The organism is Sphingomonas sp. PP-CC-1A-547 (genome assembly GCF_003610375.1).
Classification (GTDB): Bacteria; Pseudomonadota; Alphaproteobacteria; order Sphingomonadales; family Sphingomonadaceae; genus Sphingomonas.
This window is the reverse complement of record NZ_RAPZ01000011.1, coordinates 581028-599944: the sequence shown is the minus strand read 5'-3', so window position 1 is coordinate 599944 and position 18917 is coordinate 581028. Positions and strand designations below refer to the sequence as shown.

At 65.8% G+C, this 18917-nt stretch carries 16 protein-coding genes and 1 pseudogene; 8 read left to right on the top strand and 9 right to left on the bottom strand.

Features of this window, described 5'->3' with window-relative positions:
• Positions 1-83 precede the first annotated feature (83 nt).
• Positions 84-524, bottom strand: coding sequence for a host attachment family protein (locus C8J39_RS08995; RefSeq protein ID WP_056482080.1), 441 nt, complete (start codon positions 522-524; stop codon positions 84-86).
• 103 nt (positions 525-627) lie between these two features.
• Here C8J39_RS08995 and serS point away from each other — a divergent pair, with 103 nt between their 5' ends.
• The 5 genes from serS to C8J39_RS08970 all read left to right on the top strand — a co-directional run bounded on the left by serS (position 628) and on the right by C8J39_RS08970 (position 5566).
• On the top strand, positions 628-1905 hold the full coding sequence (serS, locus tag C8J39_RS08990; RefSeq protein ID WP_120300131.1) for a serine--tRNA ligase: 1278 nt from the start codon (positions 628-630) through the stop codon (positions 1903-1905).
• Positions 1905-2669, top strand: a complete 765-nt coding sequence (gene surE / locus C8J39_RS08985; protein ID WP_120300130.1) for a 5'/3'-nucleotidase SurE — start codon at positions 1905-1907, stop codon at positions 2667-2669. The genes serS and surE overlap by 1 nt, the downstream gene beginning before the upstream one ends.
• Positions 2669-3817: a M23 family metallopeptidase gene (locus tag C8J39_RS08980; RefSeq protein ID WP_120300129.1), complete on the top strand. Its 1149-nt coding sequence runs from the start codon at positions 2669-2671 to the stop codon at positions 3815-3817. The genes surE and C8J39_RS08980 overlap by 1 nt, the downstream gene beginning before the upstream one ends.
• 100 nt (positions 3818-3917) lie before the next feature.
• Positions 3918-5141 carry a tyrosine--tRNA ligase gene (gene tyrS / locus C8J39_RS08975; protein ID WP_120300128.1) on the top strand — a complete coding sequence of 408 codons (1224 nt, stop codon included), beginning with the start codon at positions 3918-3920 and terminating at the stop codon, positions 5139-5141.
• A gap of 107 nt (positions 5142-5248) precedes the next feature.
• Entirely contained in the window at positions 5249-5566 is a 318-nt protein-coding gene (locus C8J39_RS08970) for a PilZ domain-containing protein (protein ID WP_120300127.1), read from the top strand.
• Positions 5567-5570: 4 nt separating this feature from the next.
• Here the strand turns inward: C8J39_RS08970 and recG are convergent, their stop codons facing one another.
• Positions 5571-7622 carry an ATP-dependent DNA helicase RecG gene (gene recG, locus C8J39_RS08965; RefSeq protein ID WP_120300126.1) on the bottom strand — a complete coding sequence of 684 codons (2052 nt, stop codon included), beginning with the start codon at positions 7620-7622 and terminating at the stop codon, positions 5571-5573.
• 73 nt (positions 7623-7695) lie between these two features.
• Between recG and C8J39_RS08960 the strand changes: the two genes are divergently transcribed.
• On the top strand, positions 7696-7962 hold the full coding sequence (locus C8J39_RS08960) for a succinate dehydrogenase assembly factor 2 (protein ID WP_056048683.1): 267 nt from the start codon (positions 7696-7698) through the stop codon (positions 7960-7962).
• 121 nt (positions 7963-8083) lie between these two features.
• On the top strand, positions 8084-11554 hold the full coding sequence (gene mfd / locus C8J39_RS08955; RefSeq protein ID WP_120300125.1) for a transcription-repair coupling factor: 3471 nt from the start codon (positions 8084-8086) through the stop codon (positions 11552-11554).
• 179 nt (positions 11555-11733) lie between these two features.
• Here the strand turns inward: mfd and C8J39_RS08950 are convergent, their stop codons facing one another.
• The 6 genes and pseudogenes from C8J39_RS08950 to C8J39_RS19295 form a co-directional block, all read right to left on the bottom strand.
• Positions 11734-12354, bottom strand: a complete 621-nt coding sequence (locus tag C8J39_RS08950; protein ID WP_056059563.1) for a CC0125/CC1285 family lipoprotein — start codon at positions 12352-12354, stop codon at positions 11734-11736.
• Positions 12355-12481: 127 nt separating this feature from the next.
• A complete protein-coding gene (locus tag C8J39_RS08945) occupies positions 12482-12898 on the bottom strand; it encodes a secondary thiamine-phosphate synthase enzyme YjbQ (protein ID WP_120300124.1) in 417 nt (138 codons plus the stop codon).
• A gap of 285 nt (positions 12899-13183) precedes the next feature.
• Positions 13184-15922 carry a preprotein translocase subunit SecA gene (secA, locus tag C8J39_RS08940; RefSeq protein ID WP_120300123.1) on the bottom strand — a complete coding sequence of 913 codons (2739 nt, stop codon included), beginning with the start codon at positions 15920-15922 and terminating at the stop codon, positions 13184-13186.
• A gap of 99 nt (positions 15923-16021) precedes the next feature.
• Positions 16022-16273, bottom strand: a complete 252-nt coding sequence (locus tag C8J39_RS08935; RefSeq protein ID WP_120300122.1) for a hypothetical protein — start codon at positions 16271-16273, stop codon at positions 16022-16024.
• Positions 16274-16326: 53 nt separating this feature from the next.
• Entirely contained in the window at positions 16327-16791 is a 465-nt protein-coding gene (locus C8J39_RS19055; RefSeq protein ID WP_259457520.1) for a hypothetical protein, read from the bottom strand.
• Between the two features lie 102 nt (positions 16792-16893).
• Positions 16894-17190: pseudogene (locus C8J39_RS19295) on the bottom strand (TonB family protein); the annotation flags it as partial.
• A gap of 75 nt (positions 17191-17265) precedes the next feature.
• Here C8J39_RS19295 and argJ point away from each other — a divergent pair.
• Positions 17266-18492, top strand: coding sequence for a bifunctional glutamate N-acetyltransferase/amino-acid acetyltransferase ArgJ (gene argJ / locus C8J39_RS08925; protein ID WP_120300501.1), 1227 nt, complete (start codon positions 17266-17268; stop codon positions 18490-18492).
• 53 nt (positions 18493-18545) lie between these two features.
• Here argJ and trxA read toward each other — a convergent pair whose 3' ends face one another.
• Positions 18546-18869, bottom strand: a complete 324-nt coding sequence (gene trxA, locus C8J39_RS08920; protein WP_055877560.1) for a thioredoxin TrxA — start codon at positions 18867-18869, stop codon at positions 18546-18548.
• Positions 18870-18917: the final 48 nt, after the last annotated feature.

The following is an 18917-nucleotide window of genomic DNA, read 5'->3' as shown; positions in this document are numbered from 1 at the left end:
CGGTTGCAGCTTAACCTCTGGAACTTCGCATAGAAAAGGCCCCGCCGGAGATCCTCCGACGGGGCCTTTTTCTTGATCTGCGATCAGGCGTTCATGAGGGCCTTCTCGATGTCCTTGATCGGATGCCCGGTCAGGTCCTTGTCGAGTTCGCCCTTGAGGCGGCTGGTGACTTCCTTGTGGTAGTGCTTGCGCAGTTCGCCGAGCGTCTTCGGCGGCGCGATCACGATCAGCGAGTCATATTTGTTCTTCAGCGCACCGGTCTTCAGAAAGTCGGCCGCGTCGGCGGCAAAGCGGTCTTCCTCGATCTGGTGGAAATCGGTCGGCTCTACCGAACTCTGCACACCGCCCTGTGGCGACGAGGCACGGCCAGCGGAATCTGTCGCCTGGTCGCGCGTCGCCGGATTGTCCTGCTCCTGCGCCTTCTCGACGACGAGATTGGGGAACTCGGCGTCCCCCTCGTTGCGCAGGAACAGCATTTTCCGGCCGTCCGCGACGAGCACGACGGAGTTGTGGGGAAGATGCATGCGTGTCTCTCCTTTTCGCTATGCGTATGCGGGGTGAACGCGCCGCGTACCGGGGAGGTTGCGCCGCCTTGCGTACGCCCCCAGCGGTCGGCATAGCCCAGCCATGCACGACATACGCCTGATCCGCGACGATCCCGCCGCCTTCGACGCCGCCCTCGCCAAGCGGGGTGTCGCACCGCAGTCCGCCTCGCTGGTGACGCTCGACGAGCAGCGCCGCGCGACGATCGCGGACTCGCAGAGCGCGCAGACCCGCCGCAACGAACTGTCGAAGGCGATCGGCCAGGCCAAGGCACAGAAGGACGAGGCCAAGGCCCAGGCGCTGATGGCCGAGGTCGCGAGCCTGAAGGAGGCGCTGCCCGCTCTGGAAGCCGATGAGGCGCGGCTTGGCAGTGAACTCCAGGCCATGCTGGCCGCGATCCCGAACCTTCCCGCGGCTGACGTGCCCGAGGGCGGTGGCGAGGACGACAATGCGCTCGTCCACACGCGCGGAACGCCGACAACGTTCGCGTTCACGGCGCGCGAGCATGACGCGATCGGTCCTGCGATCGGCCTCGATTTCGAGACCGGCGCGGCGATGTCGGGCGCGCGCTTCACGTTGGTCCGCGGGCCTGCCGCCAAGCTGCAACGCGCGCTTGGCCAGTTCATGCTCGATCATGTCGCCGACGCTGGCTTCGAGCAGGTCTCGCCGCCGTTGCTGGTCCGCGACGAGGCCGTGTTCGGCACCGGCCAGCTGCCCAAATTCTCGGAAGACCTCTTCCGCACCACCGATGGCCGCTGGCTGATTCCGACCGCTGAGGTGAGCCTCACCAACATCGTCCGCGAACAGATCCTGAGCGAAGCCGAACTGCCGCTGCGCTTCACCGCGCTGACGCCGTGCTTCCGCTCCGAGGCGGGCGCCGCGGGTCGCGATACGCGCGGCTACATCCGCCAGCATCAGTTCGACAAGGTCGAGATGGTCTCGATCGTCACGCCCGACATGTCCGAGGCCGAGCATGAGCGCATGACGGCGTGCGCGGAGGGCGTGCTCGATGCGTTGCAGCTGCCGTTCAGGCGGATGCTCCTATGCACCGGCGACATGGGCTTCACCGCGGCACGCACCTATGATCTCGAAGTCTGGCTGCCGGGTCAGGCGCGCTACCGCGAGATCAGCAGCGTCTCGACCTGCACCGATTTCCAGGCGCGGCGGATGAACGCACGCTATCGGCCGGAGGGCGAGAAGGGCACGCGGTTCGTCCACACGCTCAACGGCTCCGCGCTCGCGGTTGGGCGGACGCTCGTCGCGGTGCTGGAGAATTACCAGCAGGAGGACGGCTCGGTCGCGGTGCCGTCGGTGCTCCAGCCGTATCTCGGCGGACTGACCATGTTGGAGCCCAAGCGCTGATGCGGATCCTGCTGACCAACGACGACGGCTATCATGCGCCCGGTCTGAAGGTGCTGGAGACGATTGCCCGAACCTTGTCCGACGACGTCTGGATCGTTGCACCCGCGGAGGAACAGTCGGGCGCGGGGCATTCGCTCACGCTGTCGCGACCGATCCGCGTGCGGAAACACGGCGAGAAGCGGTATGCCGTCGCGGGCACGCCGACCGATGCGGTGATGATGGCGCTTGCCAAGATCATGAAGGATTGCCCGCCCGACCTGATCCTGTCGGGCGTCAACCGGGGCGCGAACCTGGCCGAGGACGTGACCTATTCGGGCACCGTCTCGGCAGCGATGGAGGGCGCGTTGGGCGGCATCCGGTCGATCGCGCTGAGCCAGATCTACAGCCGCGAAGGCATGGGCGATAGCGTGCCGTTCGAGGCCGCCGCGGCTTGGGGCGAGCGCGTCCTGCGGCCACTGGTCGACGCACCCTTGCCTCCGCGCACACTGGTCAACATCAACTTTCCCGCCGGCCCGGCCGACGCGGTGAAGGGCGTGCGCGTCGTCGGCCAGGGTTTCCGCGATTATGGCCGGTTGCAGATCGTCAGCAACACCGATCCGCGCGGCTACGAATATCACTGGTTCGCGCTTGGCCGAACCGTCGAGACGCCGGCGCCCGCGACCGACCTTGAAGCGACCGCGGCGGGGTACGTCTCGGTCACGCCGCTGCATCTCGACCTCACGCATTTCGAATCGATGGACATGCTGACGCAGGCCTATCGTTGATGCGGCGTGCGGGCGTCCTGGTTTCGCTGGCGACGCTCATGCTGACCGCGTGCATTCCGCACGTCGATCACCCCGCCGGCTACGGTAATCCGCCACGGCGTCCGTACCGCGATCCGCCGCCCCGCCGCGACGATCCGCCGCGTCCCCGTGACGATTCGCCGCGGGAGGATACGCCGCGTGACGACCGGCAGCCGCAGGACATCCCCGGACGTGACACGGGCGAGGTCACCACCCTGCCCGCCCCGCGCCCCGCCTGGGAGGCGCGGCCGGTCAGCGCGGATGCGAAGACGATCCCTGACACGACCTATGTGGTCCGCCCCGGCGATACGTTAAGCCGCGTGGTCGATCGCAGCGGTGCGAGCCTCGAAGCGATCGCGCGCGCGAACGACCTCGAATCGCCCTATTCGATCCAAGCCGGCCAGCGGTTGCAGATTCCCGGCGGCCGCTATCACCAGGTCCGACGCGGCGAGACGGGCATCGCGATCGCCCGCGCGTATGGGGTCGAATGGTCGCGGATCGTCGCTGCCAACGCGCTCGTCGAACCCTACGTGCTGCGTGCCGACCAGCGCATCCAGATCCCTGGCGAGCCCAGCGGCGGCACCACAAGCGCATCGGAACGCGCGCGCGCCTTCTCACTCGCCATCGACGATATTCTGACTGGCGGCGAACCCGCGCTTGCCAGCAACCAGGCGCCGGCAAGACCGATCGCGACGCCGCGGCGCGTGCTACCGTCGAACGCGGTCGTCACCGCGCCGGCGCGTCTCGCGAGCGGCGGGTTCCTGTGGCCGGTCGACGGCAAGGTCGTGAAACGCTTCGGCCACGGCGCCAGCGGCGAACGCAACGACGGCATCAAGATCGCCGTACCGGTCTCGACCCCGATCCATGCGGCCGCTGACGGCGTCGTCGCCTATGTCGGCGACGGCATCGCTGCGCTGGGCGGGCTGGTAATCGTCAAGCACGGCGGCGGCTGGACGAGCGTCTATGGCCACGCGTCGAAGCTGCTCGTGCAACGCGGCCAGAGCGTCAAGCGCGGCCAGACGATCGCGCTGTCGGGCGATACGGGGTTTGCGGATCGCCCCGAACTGCACTTCGAACTGCGCAAGGGGCGGACTCCCGTCGATCCAACGTCGCAGTTGCCTCGAACGTGATTCTCCCCTCCCGCTTGCGGGAGGGGTCGGGGGAGGGCATGGGAGCCTGCAAGCCCCTCCCCTAACCCCTCCCGCAAGCGGAAGGGGAACGAGACGCACCATGACCTACCAGTCCGACCTGCTCACCACGCTGACCTCGCGCGGCTATGTCCACCAGATGACCGACGCGGCCGCGCTCGATGCGCTCGCGGGCAAGCAGGTCGTGCCCGGCTATATCGGCTTCGATCCAACCGCGCCGTCGCTGCACGTCGGCAGCCTGGTCCAGATCATGCTGCTCCGTCGGCTCCAGCAGACCGGGCACAAGCCGATCGTCCTGATGGGCGGCGGCACCGGCAAGATCGGCGACCCGAGCTTCAAGGACGAAGCGCGCAAGCTGCTCGGCGAGGACGGGATCAAGGCCAACGTCGCCTCGATCCGCCGCATCTTCGAACGCTTCCTGACGTTCGGCGATGGGCCGACGGACGCGGTGATGCTCGACAACGCGGAATGGCTCGACGCGCTCGAATACATCCCGTTCCTGCGCGACGTCGGCCAGCATTTCTCGGTCAACCGGATGCTCGCGTTCGACTCGGTCAAGCTCCGCCTCGACCGCGAACAGTCGCTGAGCTTCCTCGAATTCAACTACATGATCCTCCAGGCGTACGACTTTCTCGAACTGTCGCGCCGTGCCGAATGCCGGTTGCAGATGGGCGGCTCGGATCAATGGGGCAATATCGTCAACGGCATCGAACTCGCGCGCCGCATGGATTCGACCGAGGTCTACGGTGTCACCACCCCGCTGATCACGACCGCGGACGGCGGCAAGATGGGCAAGACGATGTCGGGTGCTGTCTGGCTGCACGAGGACCAGTTGCCGCACTTCGATTACTGGCAGTTCTGGCGCAACACCGACGACCGCGACGTCGGCCGCTTCCTGAAGCTGTTCACCGACCTCCCGCTCGACGAGATCGCGCGTCTCGAAGCGCTCGAGGGCGCGGAGATCAACGCCGCCAAGATCGTGCTTGCCAACGAAGCGACCGCAATGTGCCGTGGTCGGGATGCCGCCGAACAGGCCGCTGAGACTGCGCGGAAGACGTTCGAGGAAGGCGCGTCGGGCGACTCGCTGCCGAGCTACGCCGTTTCCGGTGGCTCGATCGGTGTCGTCGAGGCACTGGTCGGGCTCGGCTTCGTCGCCTCCAACGGCGAGGCTCGTCGGAAGATCGCCGAGGGCGCGGTGCGTGTCGATGGCGAGGCCGTCCGCGAGGCCACCACCAGCATCGACGTCGCGTCGCCCGTCCGGCTCAGCCTCGGCAAGAAACGACATGGGATGCTAACCCCCTCGTAATAGAGGCATTCTCGTTTCGAAGAACGTCGCGTTAAGTATCACCGTTCGTATCGGGTTCACGCCGCGCGCCGTACACAGGCGGGATGGTTATTCCAGGGGAGCGATCGATGCCACGCTACGCAATGGCCGTTCGCGATGCGCGCGGCGAGCCCCGCGACGAAGTGATGCACCGCACGCATGCGCTCGACGGCGACGACCGCATGGTCAAGCTGGTGCTGGTCAACATGTCCGCCAACGGCCTGATGGCACGGTGCGATAGCGATCCGGCCGCGGGCGATCGATTGCGGATTCGCCTGCCGATCTTCGGCTATGTCGACGCGGTCGTACGCTGGTCGCTCGGCGGTCGGATCGGCTGCGAGCTCGAACGGACGATCCCGCTCGCCGAATATTACACGATGCTCACGGTGATGATCCGCAACAGCTGACGGCTCAGCCGGAGCGGAGCAGCGCCACGCCGGCGTCGCGGTCGAACAGATAGAGCGCTGTCCGCGCCGCCTGTCCTCGCGGTCCCTCCAATCCACCGTCGCGGTCGATCAGCAGGCGCGCGTCGTCGTGCGCGCATTGCAGCAGGTCGGCCATCATGTCCGGCGTTGCGAGCCGGAACGCCATCTCGCCCGACTGTTTCGTGCCGAGCAGTTCGCCCGCACCCCGCAGCCGCAAATCCTCCTCGGCGATGCGGAAGCCGTCGTTGGTCTCGCGCATCAGCGCGAGGCGCGCGCGCGACGTTTCGCTGAGCGACGAGCCGCGCATCAGCAGGCAGATCGACCGCCCGGTGCCGCGCCCTACCCGCCCGCGGAGCTGGTGGAGCTGGGCAAGGCCGAAGCGGTCGGCGTGCTCGATCACGATTAGCGTGGCGTTGGGGACGTCGACGCCCACCTCGATCACCGTCGTCGCGACGAGGACCGACGTGTGCGCGGCGGAGAACTCGGCCATCACCGCGTCCTTCTCCGCGGGCTTCATGCGGCCGTGGACAAGCGCGACCTTGTCGCCGAACCGGGCGCGCAGCGTTTCGGCGCGCATCTCGGCAGCGGCGAGGTCGCTCTTCTCGCTCTCCTCGACCAACGGGCATACCCAATAGGCCTGCCCGCCATCCGCGAGATGCCGGCCGAGTGCGTTGACCACGTCGTCGAGCCGGTCCTCGGAGATAACGCGCGTCTCGATCGGCTGGCGCCCCGGCGGCATCTCGTCGAGGCGGCTGACATCCATTTCGCCGTACTGCGCGAGCGTCAGCGTGCGCGGGATCGGCGTCGCAGTCATCGCGAGAAGGTGTGGCGGGGCGACGCCTTTCGCCTGCAACGTCATTCGCTGTGCGACACCGAAGCGGTGCTGCTCGTCCACCACCACCAGACCCAGGTCCTTGTAGCCGACCGCATCCTGGAAGATCGCGTGCGTGCCAACGAGGATGTCGATCTCGCCACTCGCCAGCGCCATCAGCGTCGCCTCGCGCACGCGCCCCTTGTCGCGACCGGTGAGCACGCCGATCTCGATCGGCAGGCCGGCGAGCGTTTTCCGCAGCGTCTCGTAATGCTGGCGCGCGAGGATTTCGGTGGGTGCGAGCATCGCCGCCTGCGCACCGGCCTCGACCGCGATCAGCATGGCCATCGCCGCGACAAGCGTCTTGCCGGAACCGACATCGCCTTGCAGCAACCGCAGCATTGGCGCGGTCTGCGCGAGATCGCCCTCGATCTCGCCGACGGTACGCGATTGCGCGCCGGTCAGCGTGTAGGGCAGCTTCAGCATATCGCGCAACCGGCCGTCGCCCTGCAACGCACGGCCTCGGCGCTTGCGGGTATCGGCGCGGACGATCGTCATCGCCAACTGGTTTGCGAACACCTCGTCATAGGCGAGCCGTTCGCGCGCCTTTGCGTCCGACGGGTCGGTGTGGATGCGCGCGAGTGATTCGTGCCAGCCCGGCCATTCGCGTTTCGCCTTCAGCCCCGGCTCGATCCACTCGGGCAGGTCCGGCGCGCGCGCGACCGCCTGCGTGGTCAGTGCCGCCAGCCGCCGCGACGTGAGGCCTTCCGACAGCGGATAGATCGGCTCGCGCTCGCGCAACTCCTCGTCCGGTTCAACGATGTCGGGATGGACGATCTGCAATTCCTGCCCGTATTCGTCCAGCCGCCCGGAGACGCGCTTGGCCTCGCCGATCGGGAGAAGTTTCTTCGCCCAACCGGAACTCCCGCCGAAAAAGACCAGGCTGACGTAATTGCCAAGCTCGTCGGTCGCCTGCACCCGCGTAGGCCCCCGCCCCGCACTGATCCTGTAGTCGCGCGGAGTCAGCGTGATCGTGATGATCCGCCCGGCATCGCTCGACATCAGCTCGGTGCGTGGCAGGCGATCGACGTAGCCGGTCGGCAGATGGAAGGCGACATCGACGACGCGCGCTAGCCCGAGCCGGTCGAGCGGCTTGGCGAGCGCGGGCCCCACCCCCTTCAGGACGAGGGTTTCGGCGAACAGCGGATTGAGGATTTCGGGTCGCATGACTATCTGGCCTCTATAGCCTAGCCGACGCCCGCCGCCAGCGGGTCGCCGGCTCTTCGTGTTTGGAGATACGATGGACCACGAGACCCGCCTCAAGCGCCTGGGCTTTCGCAGCTCGCACCGCGGCACGCGCGAAGCCGACATGATGATCGGCGGCTTCTTCGCGACCTATGGCCGGACGTGGACGCCGGAAGAGCTCGACTGGTTCGAGGCGCTGCTGGAGGAACAGGACGTCGACATCATGGGCTGGGCGATCGGCTCGATCGTGTGCCCGCCCGAATGGGACGGCCCGATGATGCAGGCGATGCGCGACATCAACTATGTGACGGTCGTGAAGTAACTTCGTCTCCCTCTCCCCCTGCGGGGAGAGGGTCGGGGTGAGGGGCAGCCAAGCAGCGCAGCGCCTAGAACAGCCCCTCACCCAACCCTCTCCCCGGCGGGGAGAGGGCTTTAGGAAGCCAATGCCAGACCTCAAGACGATCCTTTCCGCGAAAACCCCGCTGATCCTGTCCGGCGTGCCGTCCGGCTTCCAGCCGTCGCTGCTCGCCGACCTTGCACGCGCCGCGAAGACGCGTGCGGTGTTCATCGCGCCGGACGATGCTGCGATGCGCGCGGTCGCCTCGACCGCAGCCTATTTCGCACCCGATCTCGAAGTGCTGAGCTTCCCGGCCTGGGACTGCCTCCCCTACGACCGCGCCTCGCCGACGCTCCGCATCATGGCCGAGCGTGTCGCCGCGCTCCAACGGCTGCAAGGCAAGCCCAAGGGTCCGCAGCTCCTGCTGACCACCGCCAACGCCGCGACCCAGCGCGTCCTCACCCCGTTCCGCATCCGCCAGCTCGTCGCGCGGCTCGCGCCCGGCGAACGGATCGGCCGCGACAAGCTCGCCATGCTGCTCCAGGCGAACGGCTATGTCCGCACCGACACGGTGCACGACCAAGGCGAATATGCGGTGCGCGGCGGGATCGTCGACCTGTACCCGTCGGGCGAAGACCACGCGCTGCGCCTCGATTTCTTCGGCGACGAGATCGAGAGCGTCCGCACGTTCGACGCGGCCGACCAGCGCACCACCGGGCGGATCAACGGCTTCGTTCTGCTCCCCGCCTCCGAGGCATTGCTCGACGACGATTCGATCAAGCGCTTCCGCACCCGCTACCGCGATGCGTTCGGGGCGACCGCGACCGGCGATCCGATGTACCAGGCGATCTCCGAAGGCCGCCGCATCGCGGGCATGGAGCATTGGCTACCGCTGTTCGAAGAGAAGATGGCGACGTTGTTCGACCATCTCAGCTCCGACGACGTCGTGGTCCGCGACAACGGCGTCGCCGCGGCGGTGGAAAGCCGGCTCGAATCGATTGCCGACTATTACGAGAACCGCAAGCGCGCCGAGGCCGCCCAACCCGGCAGCTACAGACCGATGCCCGCCAAGGCGCTGTATCTAGATGCGCAGGAATGGTCCGGCGGCGTCGAGGCCTTCGCCGCGCACATCACCTCGCCGTTCCACGAGCCGCCGAGCGACACCGTGCTCGACTTCGACGTCGACGGCCCGCGCGATTTCGGCCCCGAGCGCGCAGCGCAAGCGAACATCTATGAAGCCGTCGCGGATCACGTCGAGAAACTGCGCAAGCAGGGACGGAAACCGATCCTCGCGAGCTACTCGATCGGCGCACGTGAACGCTTGGGGAGCCTGCTTGCCGACCACGGCATGAAAGGCGGCAAGCACGCCGAGACCTGGCAGGACGCGCTCGGCATCGCCGACACCGCGCGCAGCTTCGGCGTCGCGCTGATCGTCCTGCCGCTCGATCACGGCTTCACCGCCCCGGGGATCGCGGTCCTCACCGAGCAGGACATGCTCGGCGACCGCCTCGTCCACCGCAAGAAGCGCAAGAAATCCGCCGACGCCTTCCTCGCCGAACTCGCGACGCTGACACCGGGCGATCTGGTCGTCCACACCGAGCACGGCATCGGGCGCTACGAGGGGCTGACCTCGATCCCGGTCGGCCAGAGCCCGCACGATTGCGTCGCGCTCAGCTATGCCGGCGGCGACAAGCTCTACGTGCCGGTCGAGAATATCGACGTGCTCTCGCGCTACGGATCGTCCGAGGAAGGCGCGACGCTCGACCGGCTCGGCGGCGAAGGCTGGCAGCGCCGGAAATCGAAGATGAAGGAGCGGATCCGCGAGATCGCCGGCGAACTCATCGCGACCGCCGCCGAACGCGCGCTGCATCCGGGCGACGTGCTCGAACCCGATGCGAGCGGCTATCCAAGCTTCGTCGACCGTTTCCCGTACGAGGAAACCGAGGACCAGGACCGCGCGATCGAGGACGTGCTGGGCGATCTCGCGGCGGGCAAGCCGATGGACCGGCTGGTGGTCGGTGACGTCGGCTTCGGCAAGACCGAGGTCGCGCTGCGGGCCGCATTCGTCGCGGCGATGGGTGGCAAGCAGGTCGCGATCGTCTGCCCGACCACCTTGCTCGCGCGCCAGCATTACAACAACTTCGTCGCCCGCTTCGAAGGCTTCCCGATGAACATGGGCCGCTTGTCGCGGCTCGTCACCGCGAGCGAGGCGAAGGCGACCAAGGAGGGCCTCGCGAACGGCACGATCGACGTCGTCATCGGCACGCACGCGCTGCTGGCGAAGAATATCGACTTCAAGCGGCTCGGGCTGGTCGTGGTCGACGAGGAGCAGCGCTTTGGCGTGACCCACAAGGAGCGGCTGAAGGCGCTGCGGGCGGACGTCCACATGCTGACGCTGACCGCGACGCCAATCCCGCGCACGTTGCAGATGGCGATGTCGGGCATCCGCGAGCTGTCGGTGATCCAGACCCCGCCGGTCGATCGCCTCGCGGTGCGGACGTACATCATGCCGTTCGACCCGGTCGTGCTGCGCGAGGCGTTGCTGCGCGAGCATTACCGCGGCGGGCAGAGTTTCGTCGTCACGCCGCGCGTCGCAGACCTGCCCGAGATCGAGGATTTCCTGCGCGAACAGGTGCCCGAGATCCGCTTTGTCGTCGCGCACGGCCAGATGTCGCCGACCGAGGTCGAGGAGCGCATGTCGGCGTTCTACGACAAGAAGTTCGAGGTGCTCGTCTCGACCACGATCATCGAGAGCGGGATCGACATCGCGTCCGCCAACACGATGATCGTCCACCGCGCCGACCGCTTCGGCCTCGCCCAGCTGTACCAGTTGCGCGGGCGCGTCGGTCGCTCGAAGACGCGTGCGTACGCGTATCTCGTGACGCCGCCCGAGCGACAGATGACGGTGACCGCGGAGAAGCGGCTGAAGGTGCTGTCCGATCTCGATTCGCTCGGGGCTGGCTTCCAGCTGGCAAGCCACGATCTGGATATCCGCGGCGCGGGCAACATGCTCGGCGACGAGCAGACCGGGCATATCAAGGAGGTCGGCTTCGAACTCTACCAGGCGATGCTGGAGGAGGCGATCATGGACGCCAAGGCCGGCGGCATGGCCTCGTCGCGGCCGCGCGATTTCTCGCCGCAGATCACGGTGGATGCGCCGATCCTCATTCCTGAGGATTACGTGCCCGATCTCGACCTGCGGATGGGGCTGTATCGTCGCCTCAACGATCTCGACGAGGGTCAGGAGATCGAGGCGTTCGCCGCCGAGATGATCGACCGCTTCGGCCCGCTGCCGGATGCGACGGAGAATTTGATCAAGGTCATCGAGATCAAGCTGAACGCCAAGCGCGCGTGCGTATCGAAGATCGACGTCGGGCCGAAGGGCGTGCTCGTGTCGTTCCACGACGACAAGCCGCCGAACATCGACAAGCTGCTGGCGTATGTAGAGCGCTTGAACGGGGTCGCGCGGTTGCGGCCGGATAGCAAGCTGGTGCTGCAACGCGCTTGGGGCGATCCGAAGGCTCGGCTGCACGGCGCGCTACAGCTGTCGAAGGGGTTGGCGAAGGCGGCGGGCTAGCTTCTTGTTAGCCCTCTCCCCTTCGGGGAGAGGGTTGGGTGAGGGGCGCCGCGAGCGCTGCGCTTCCCAACTGCCCCTCTCCCCGGGCCCTCTCCCCGAAGGGGAGAGGGAGCAGCGTAACAAAAATGCCGGACTACCTGTGAACGTAGCCCGGCCTTTTTTCGTTCGCAAAGAAGCGCTTACTTCGGCAGCACGACGCTCGGTCCGATGCTGTCGACAACCTTGCGTGCGTCAAACGCCCGAATGTTGTCGCGCGGGATCGGGCCCTTGCGCATCACGATCTCCGCAGTCGCCTCATACCGGTCGATCGTGCGGATATCGAAGTCGTTGCCCCATGGGCCACCACCGAACCCGCCATAGCCGCCGCCGAAACCACCGCCGAAGCCGCCATACGGGCTCCAGTTGCGCCAGCCGAATCCGCGACCGTAATATCGCCACGACGGACCCCAATAGCCGCCGAAGCCGCCATAGCCGAACCCGCCACCGATCCCCGGCGTCGAGTAGGTCCGCGACTGGAGGTTGGTGTCGCGGTCGGCCATCAGATAGTAGTCGTAGCCATTCTGCAACGTCAGTTCGGCCGCGCGGAAGAACAGGTAACGCTCGACGGTATCACGCGATGTCACGCTGTTACCGGCGAAGCTGACGAGGAAGCGGCCCGGCTCTACCTGCCGGTCGCTATAACCGGTGCGGCTGAACCCCTGGCCCGTCGCCGGCCGATAGGTGGTCTCGGTCGCGCAACCGGCCAGCAATAGAGCGCCCGTTGCGAGCGCTGCCAATGCGACCTTGCGACCAGGTTTCATGAACATGGTATGTCTCCGTTCGCGGCGAGTGCGGCGAAACGCCTCTTATTAGCCGTCAGTGGTGGAACGGTTGATGAACGGGTTCGCTCCAATGCGCCACCTTACTGACTCATTTTTCACGATTCGTCTAAACGCCGATCAAGTGAAGCGCCAATGTGCGGTGATGTGGGCGGCGGCGATGCTCGAACAGGTAGATGCCCTGCCATGTGCCGAGCGCGAGTCGGCCGTCGATCAGCGGGATCGCCAGCTGGACCTGCGTGAGCGCGGTGCGGAGGTGGGCTGGCATGTCGTCAGGGCCTTCATCGTCGTGGAGATACTCTCGCGATTCGGGCGCTATGCGGGCGAAATAGGCTTCCAGGTCGGTCCGGACTTCGGGCGCGGCGTTTTCCTGGATGAGGAGAGAGGCGGAGGTGTGGCGGCAGAATACCGTCAGCAAACCTTCCGTCATTTGCTGTTCGCGGAGCCAGCGGACGATCTGGTCGGTGACATCAACGAGGCCTTGGCGGGTTGTGTTAAGGGTTAGGATAGTGGTGGATTGGCGCATGGGGTCCTAACAATCTGTCAGCAGAGTGGCTCCGAAATCCTTTCCTCGGCGAACAACCGTTCCCCCGCGAAGGCGGGGGTCCAGGGGTCCCACACGCCATCGCTGGTAGCCTGGACTCCCGCCTTCGCGGGAGAACGAAGGGGGCCGTATCATCCCGCACCACCCCGGCGAAGACCGGGGCCCAATTGGGGAACGTCGTCAACGACAGGCGCCGTCCGTTACTTCGACCTCACCAATTGGGCCCCGGCCTCCGCCGGGGTGGTAACGCCTGGTAAACTCAGTCCCTCAAACAGCGCCGTGGCACTGCTTATACTTCCGCCCCGACCCGCAAGGGCAAGGCGCATTACGGCTCACCACGCCTTCCCAGTTCGCAGGATCCTCTCCGATATCGGCCTCCTGCGGCTGCGGAATCTGCAACGGCGGCATCGTCGAGGTGATGTGGCCACGCGTGCCCGCATCGAAGTCGTTCGAATCATCCTCCCCCGTGAACGGGTCGAAATGCGTCGTGATGAAGTCCGGCAGTTCCGGCAGCCCGACCGGTGCCTGCATCTGGAACTGGGCATGCGCGATCGTCTTGGTCACGTCCTCGCGGATCGTCTCGAGCATCCGCTGGAACAGCGAGAACGCCTCCTGCTTATACTCGTTGATGGGCGTCTTCTGCGCATAAGCCCGCAGATGGACGACCTGACGCAGCGCGTCGAGCGTCGCGAGATGCTCCTTCCAATGATGGTCGAGGTTCTGCAACAGGATCGACTTCTCGACCGACGTCCACGTCTCCGCATCCAGATCCGCCGACTTCTGTGCGATCGCCTCGTCGGCCATCGCCCGGACCCGCTCCTCGATCACCTCGGGGTCGACCGACTCCTCCAGCAGCCATGCGTCGATCTGCGGCTCGAGGTTCATCACCTCGGCGAGCCGCGTCTTCATCCCCGCGACGTCCCACTGCTCGGGATAGGAGTTGGGCGGGCACGCATCGCCGACGATCACGTTGACCGTCTCCGCACGCATGTCGGTCACCACGTCGCCGACCGTATCGGCATCCATGATGTCCGCGCGCTGCTCGTAGATGACCTTGCGCTGTTCGTTCATCACGTCGTCATACTCGACGACCTGCTTGCGGATGTCGTAGTTGCGCGCCTCGACCTTCTTCTGCGCGGTCTCGATGGCCTTCGACAGCCACTTGCTGCCGATCGCCTCGCCGTCCTCGATATTGTTGCGCATCATCTTGGCGAACAGCGTGTCGGGCCCGAAGATGCGGAGCAGATCGTCGTCGAGGCTGAGATAGAAGCGCGACAGGCCCGGATCGCCCTGACGCCCCGACCGCCCGCGCAGCTGGTTGTCGATGCGCCGGCTCTCGTGACGCTCGGTGCCAAGCACGAACAGGCCACCCGCGGCGAGCACCGCCTGCTTCTCAGCCTCGATCTCGATCGTGATCCGCTTCGCCGCCTCGTCATATTCCGGCGTGCCCTCGACCAGTTCGGGATGCTCGTCGAGCATGCGGAACTCCAGGTTGCCGCCGAGTTTGATGTCGGTACCGCGGCCCGCCATGTTGGTCGCGATCGTCACCGCGGACTTGCGCCCGGCCTGCGCGACGATGTGCGCCTCCATCTCGTGGAAGCGCGCGTTGAGGACCTTGTGATCGACGTTCTCGCCGACCAGGAACTCGCTCAGCATCTCGGACTTCTCGATCGACACCGTGCCGACCAGCACCGGCTGGCCCAGATCCGCGTGATGCTTGATCTTCTTGGCGATCGCCGCGAACTTGTCCTTGGTGTCCTTGTAGAACTCGTCTTCCTCGTCGACGCGCTTCACCTCGACGTTGGTCGGGATGCTGACGACGTTGATCTTGTAGATGTCGTAGAACTCGGCCGCCTCGGTCGCCGCGGTGCCGGTCATGCCGCCGATCTTGGGGTACATGCGGAAATAGTTCTGGAACGTGATCGAGGCCATCGTCTGGTTCTCGGGCTCGATCTGGACGCCCTCCTTCGCCTCGACCGCCTGGTGCAGGCCGTCCGACCAGCGCCGGCCGTCCATCATGCGACCGGTGAACTCGTCGATGATGATGACCTTGCCGTCCTTGACGATGTAGTCGATGTCCGACTTGAACATCACGATCGCGCGCAACGCCTGGTTGAGGTGGTGCACGACCTGCGTGTTCTCGAAGTCGTACAGGTTCTGCCCCTCCAGCAGCCCGGCGGCCTCGAGCATCCGCTCGACCTTCTCGGTACCGTCCTCGGTGAGGATGATCGTCTTCTGCTTCTCGTCCTTGTCGTAATCGATCGGCTCGAGCTGCTTCACCACCGCGTCGACTTGCATGTACAGCTCGGACTTGTCGTCGGTCGGGCCGGAGATGATCAGCGGCGTGCGGGCCTCGTCGATCAGCACCGAGTCGACCTCATCGACCACGGCGAAGTTGAACGCGCGCTGCGTCATCGCGCTGCGCTCGTACTTCATGTTGTCGCGTAGATAGTCGAAGCCGAACTCGTTGTTGGTGCCGTAGGTGATGTCCGCGGCGTAGGCGGCGCGGCGTTCCTCGTCCGACAGGTTGGGGATGATGACGCCGATCGTCATGCCGAGGAACGTGTAGACCTGCCCCATCCACTCGGCGTCGCGCGCCGCGAGGTAATCGTTGACGGTGACGACGTGGACGCCGTCGCCCGGCAGCGCGTTGAGGTAGGTCGCGAGCGTCGCGACGAGCGTCTTGCCCTCGCCGGTCCGCATCTCGGCGATCTCGCCGCGGTGGAGGACGATGCCGCCGACCATCTGCACGTCGTAATGCCGCTGGCCGAGCACGCGGTGGGCGGCCTCACGGACGGTCGCGAACGCCTCGGGGAGCAGGTCGTCGAGCTTCTCGCCCTCTGCAAGCCGCGCGCGGAACTTGACGGTTTGTGCGGAGAGTTCCTCGTCCGACATCGCCTGGAGCGAAGGCTCGAACGAAGCGATCTTTGCGAGGATCGGGTTGAGCGACTTGACGTAGCGGTCGTTGGACGAACCGAACAAGGATTTGGCGAGGCCACCGAACATGGGCTGATTTCCTGAAGTTGAGACGCGGCGGCACGCAGTGGGCGCACGCGGAAGAGGATCGCTCGGATCCAAAGGTTACGATAAGGTCACACCAAGACGCTATTCGCGGCGGCGCTCTGCCCATAGCGGTAGCGAGACGATTGCGATGGTACGCAGCGTGATAGCGACGGCAACCTGAAGCAGCGCGGGAAGGCCAGATACGGGCCTTATCAGCACCTTGACCGGCGTTGCTGCTACCGACTGCGAGCAGACGTTGCCTTGCACCACTGCCTGTGCGGACTGCCCACGCATACCCGGTACCGCGGCGGTCAGCGCGGAGAGCAGGGCAGAGAGGAGTAGCAGCAGGTTCATGCGGAACCGGCTTTATGCGAACACGTCGTCAAGGTCCATCCGTCGTCCGGTGATCATTTCCCGACGGGCCGTCCGATCAACCGATAGCCCATCTGCATCCGGTCCTGCACCTTGATCGGCGCACCCTGATGCGCGACGAACCGCTCGGCGCTGACGCACGGGTCGACGGACTTTGCATCCTCCTCGCCCATCGTCTCAACGACTAACGTCGAGACCGGCGTGCAACCGGTACGCGTGCCATCGGGCTGGACGACAAACTCGCTGCCAATGTCCTGAATGAGCGTGATTCCGGCAGGCATCGGACCAGACAAACGAGCGGCCTGTCCGATCGTCCGGTCGATCAGCGCCAGGACCTCGATGTCGCCCGGTGGCGAGGTCTCGGGGTTGCCGCCGAACATCGCGGCCATGTATTCACGAAACCCCGCGCACATGGTCATTGCTTCGACTGCAACATTGCCGGGCATGTCGCGAAGCTCACAGCGTTTGATCACGGCTTTGTTGGACAGCAACAGGGTCAACCGCTGCCCCATGCTGTTCAAGGGGCTGGGTGGCGGTTCGGGCAATATCCAACGGGTCTTCAAGGTGTATGATCCCGCAACCGCCTTGCCCTCGGCATCATGCGCGGGAGAAAACACCGTCTTGTGTTCGGTTATGATCCTGCACGTCGCGGCATCGAGCGACGTCGAATCGGAGGACGTGACGATCCGGCATGCCGTTACCGCGCCCAGCGGATCGATCGTCAACGCCGCGACCACCAGCCCGTCCTCGCCAAGATTAGTCGCCAACGGCGGATACGCGTCGGACCCAAACAACGTCGACAGTTCGATTCGAGGTTTTGGCGCGACAGGCTCGGGCGCAGCTTCGACTGGTACAGTCGCGAACAACGCCAGTCCCGTGACAACCCCGTATATCCTCATGGACGAATCCCCCGAAATGATCCGGCGCGCAACCAAGCCGTTGCAGCCGCCGGGCACAAGCGGCAAATGGCAGGCATGACCGAGTCCACATCTCCCCTCGCCCTACCCTTTCCCGCCATGCCGGCGATCGACGGAGTCGCGCTCCATGTCGCGCGGGCGCAGTACAAGGCGTGGGACCGGTGCGACCTGACGTTCGTGACGTTGGAGCCGGGGACTGTGGTTGCGGGCGTGCTGACAACCAGCAAATGCCCGTCGCCCGAGGTGGAGTGGTGCCGTGCGGCGCTGACCCTGGGTCAGGCGCGCGCGCTGGTGGTGAATGCGGGGAACTCTAACGCGTTCACCGGATCGCGTGGGCGAGCGGCGGTCGAGGCGATTGCGGCGCGGACGGCGGCGCATCTTGGGTGCCAGCCTTCGGATGTGTTCGTGTCCTCGACCGGGGTGATCGGCGTGCCGTTGCCGATTGACAAAGCCGAGGCCGGGCTCGACGCCGCGTTCGCCGCCGCGCCGTGCGGGTGGGAGGATGCCGCTGCAACGATCATGACCACCGACACCTTCACCAAGGGCGCGGTGACGACGGCAGTGATCGGGGATCGCACTGTCTCGCTCGTCGGGATCATCAAGGGTTCGGGGATGATCGCACCGGACATGGCGACGATGCTCGGGTTCATCTTCACCGACGCCGCGGTCGAGCCGGAGTTCCTGCAGGCCGCGCTGTCGAAGGCGAACGCGCCGAGCTTCTCGTGCATCACCGTCGACAGCGATACCTCGACCAGCGACACGGTACTGGCGTTCGCGACGGGTAAGGCTGGTAACGCGGTGCTGACGGACGACGATAGCGTCGGCGCGGACGCCTTCCGCGCTGCACTGGCGGACCTCTGCCATCAACTCGCCATGCTCGTCGTTCGTGACGGCGAAGGCGCGCAGAAGCTGATCGAGATCCAGGTGACCGGCGCGGACAGCGACCGCAGCGCGCACCGCATTGCGATGAGCATCGCCAACTCGCCGCTGGTGAAGACCGCGATCGCGGGCGAGGATGCAAATTGGGGGCGCGTGGTCATGGCGGTCGGCAAGGCCGGCGAACCAGCCGATCGCGACACGCTGTCGATCCGGTTCGGGAATACGCAGGTTGCTGAAGGCGGCTTGGCGCTGAGCGGCTACGACGAGGCGCCGGTCGCTGCGCACCTCAAGGGCCACGAGATCGAAATCGGAGTCGATCTGGCGCTAGGCAAAGGCGAGGCCACGGTTTGGACCTGCGACCTTACGCATGGCTATATTTCAATAAACGCCGACTATCGGAGCTAAGACCCCTACGCCGTCACCCCAGCTTTCGCCGGGATGACGGGAGGGCGTCTACCTTAGGCCAGCTCACCCTCGAGCCAAGCCTTCAGCCGGCCCTTGGGCTCGGCGCCAACCTTGGTCGCCGCCGGTGCGCCACCCTTGAAGAGGATCATCGTAGGGATACCGCGGACGCCGTACTTGCCCGGCGCGTCGGGGTTCTCGTCGATGTTGAGCTTGGCGATCGTCACCTTCTCGCCGAGCTCTTCCGAAATCTCCTCGAGCGACGGCCCGATCATCTTGCACGGGCCGCACCATTCCGCCCAGAAATCGACGAGCACGGGGCCGTCGGCGTTCAGTACGTCCGCATCGAAGCTGGCATCGGTGATCTGCTTGGTCGCCATCGTGAATTCTCCTTGGTTGAGTCGTATCTAAGGTCGCTCGCGTGTGCG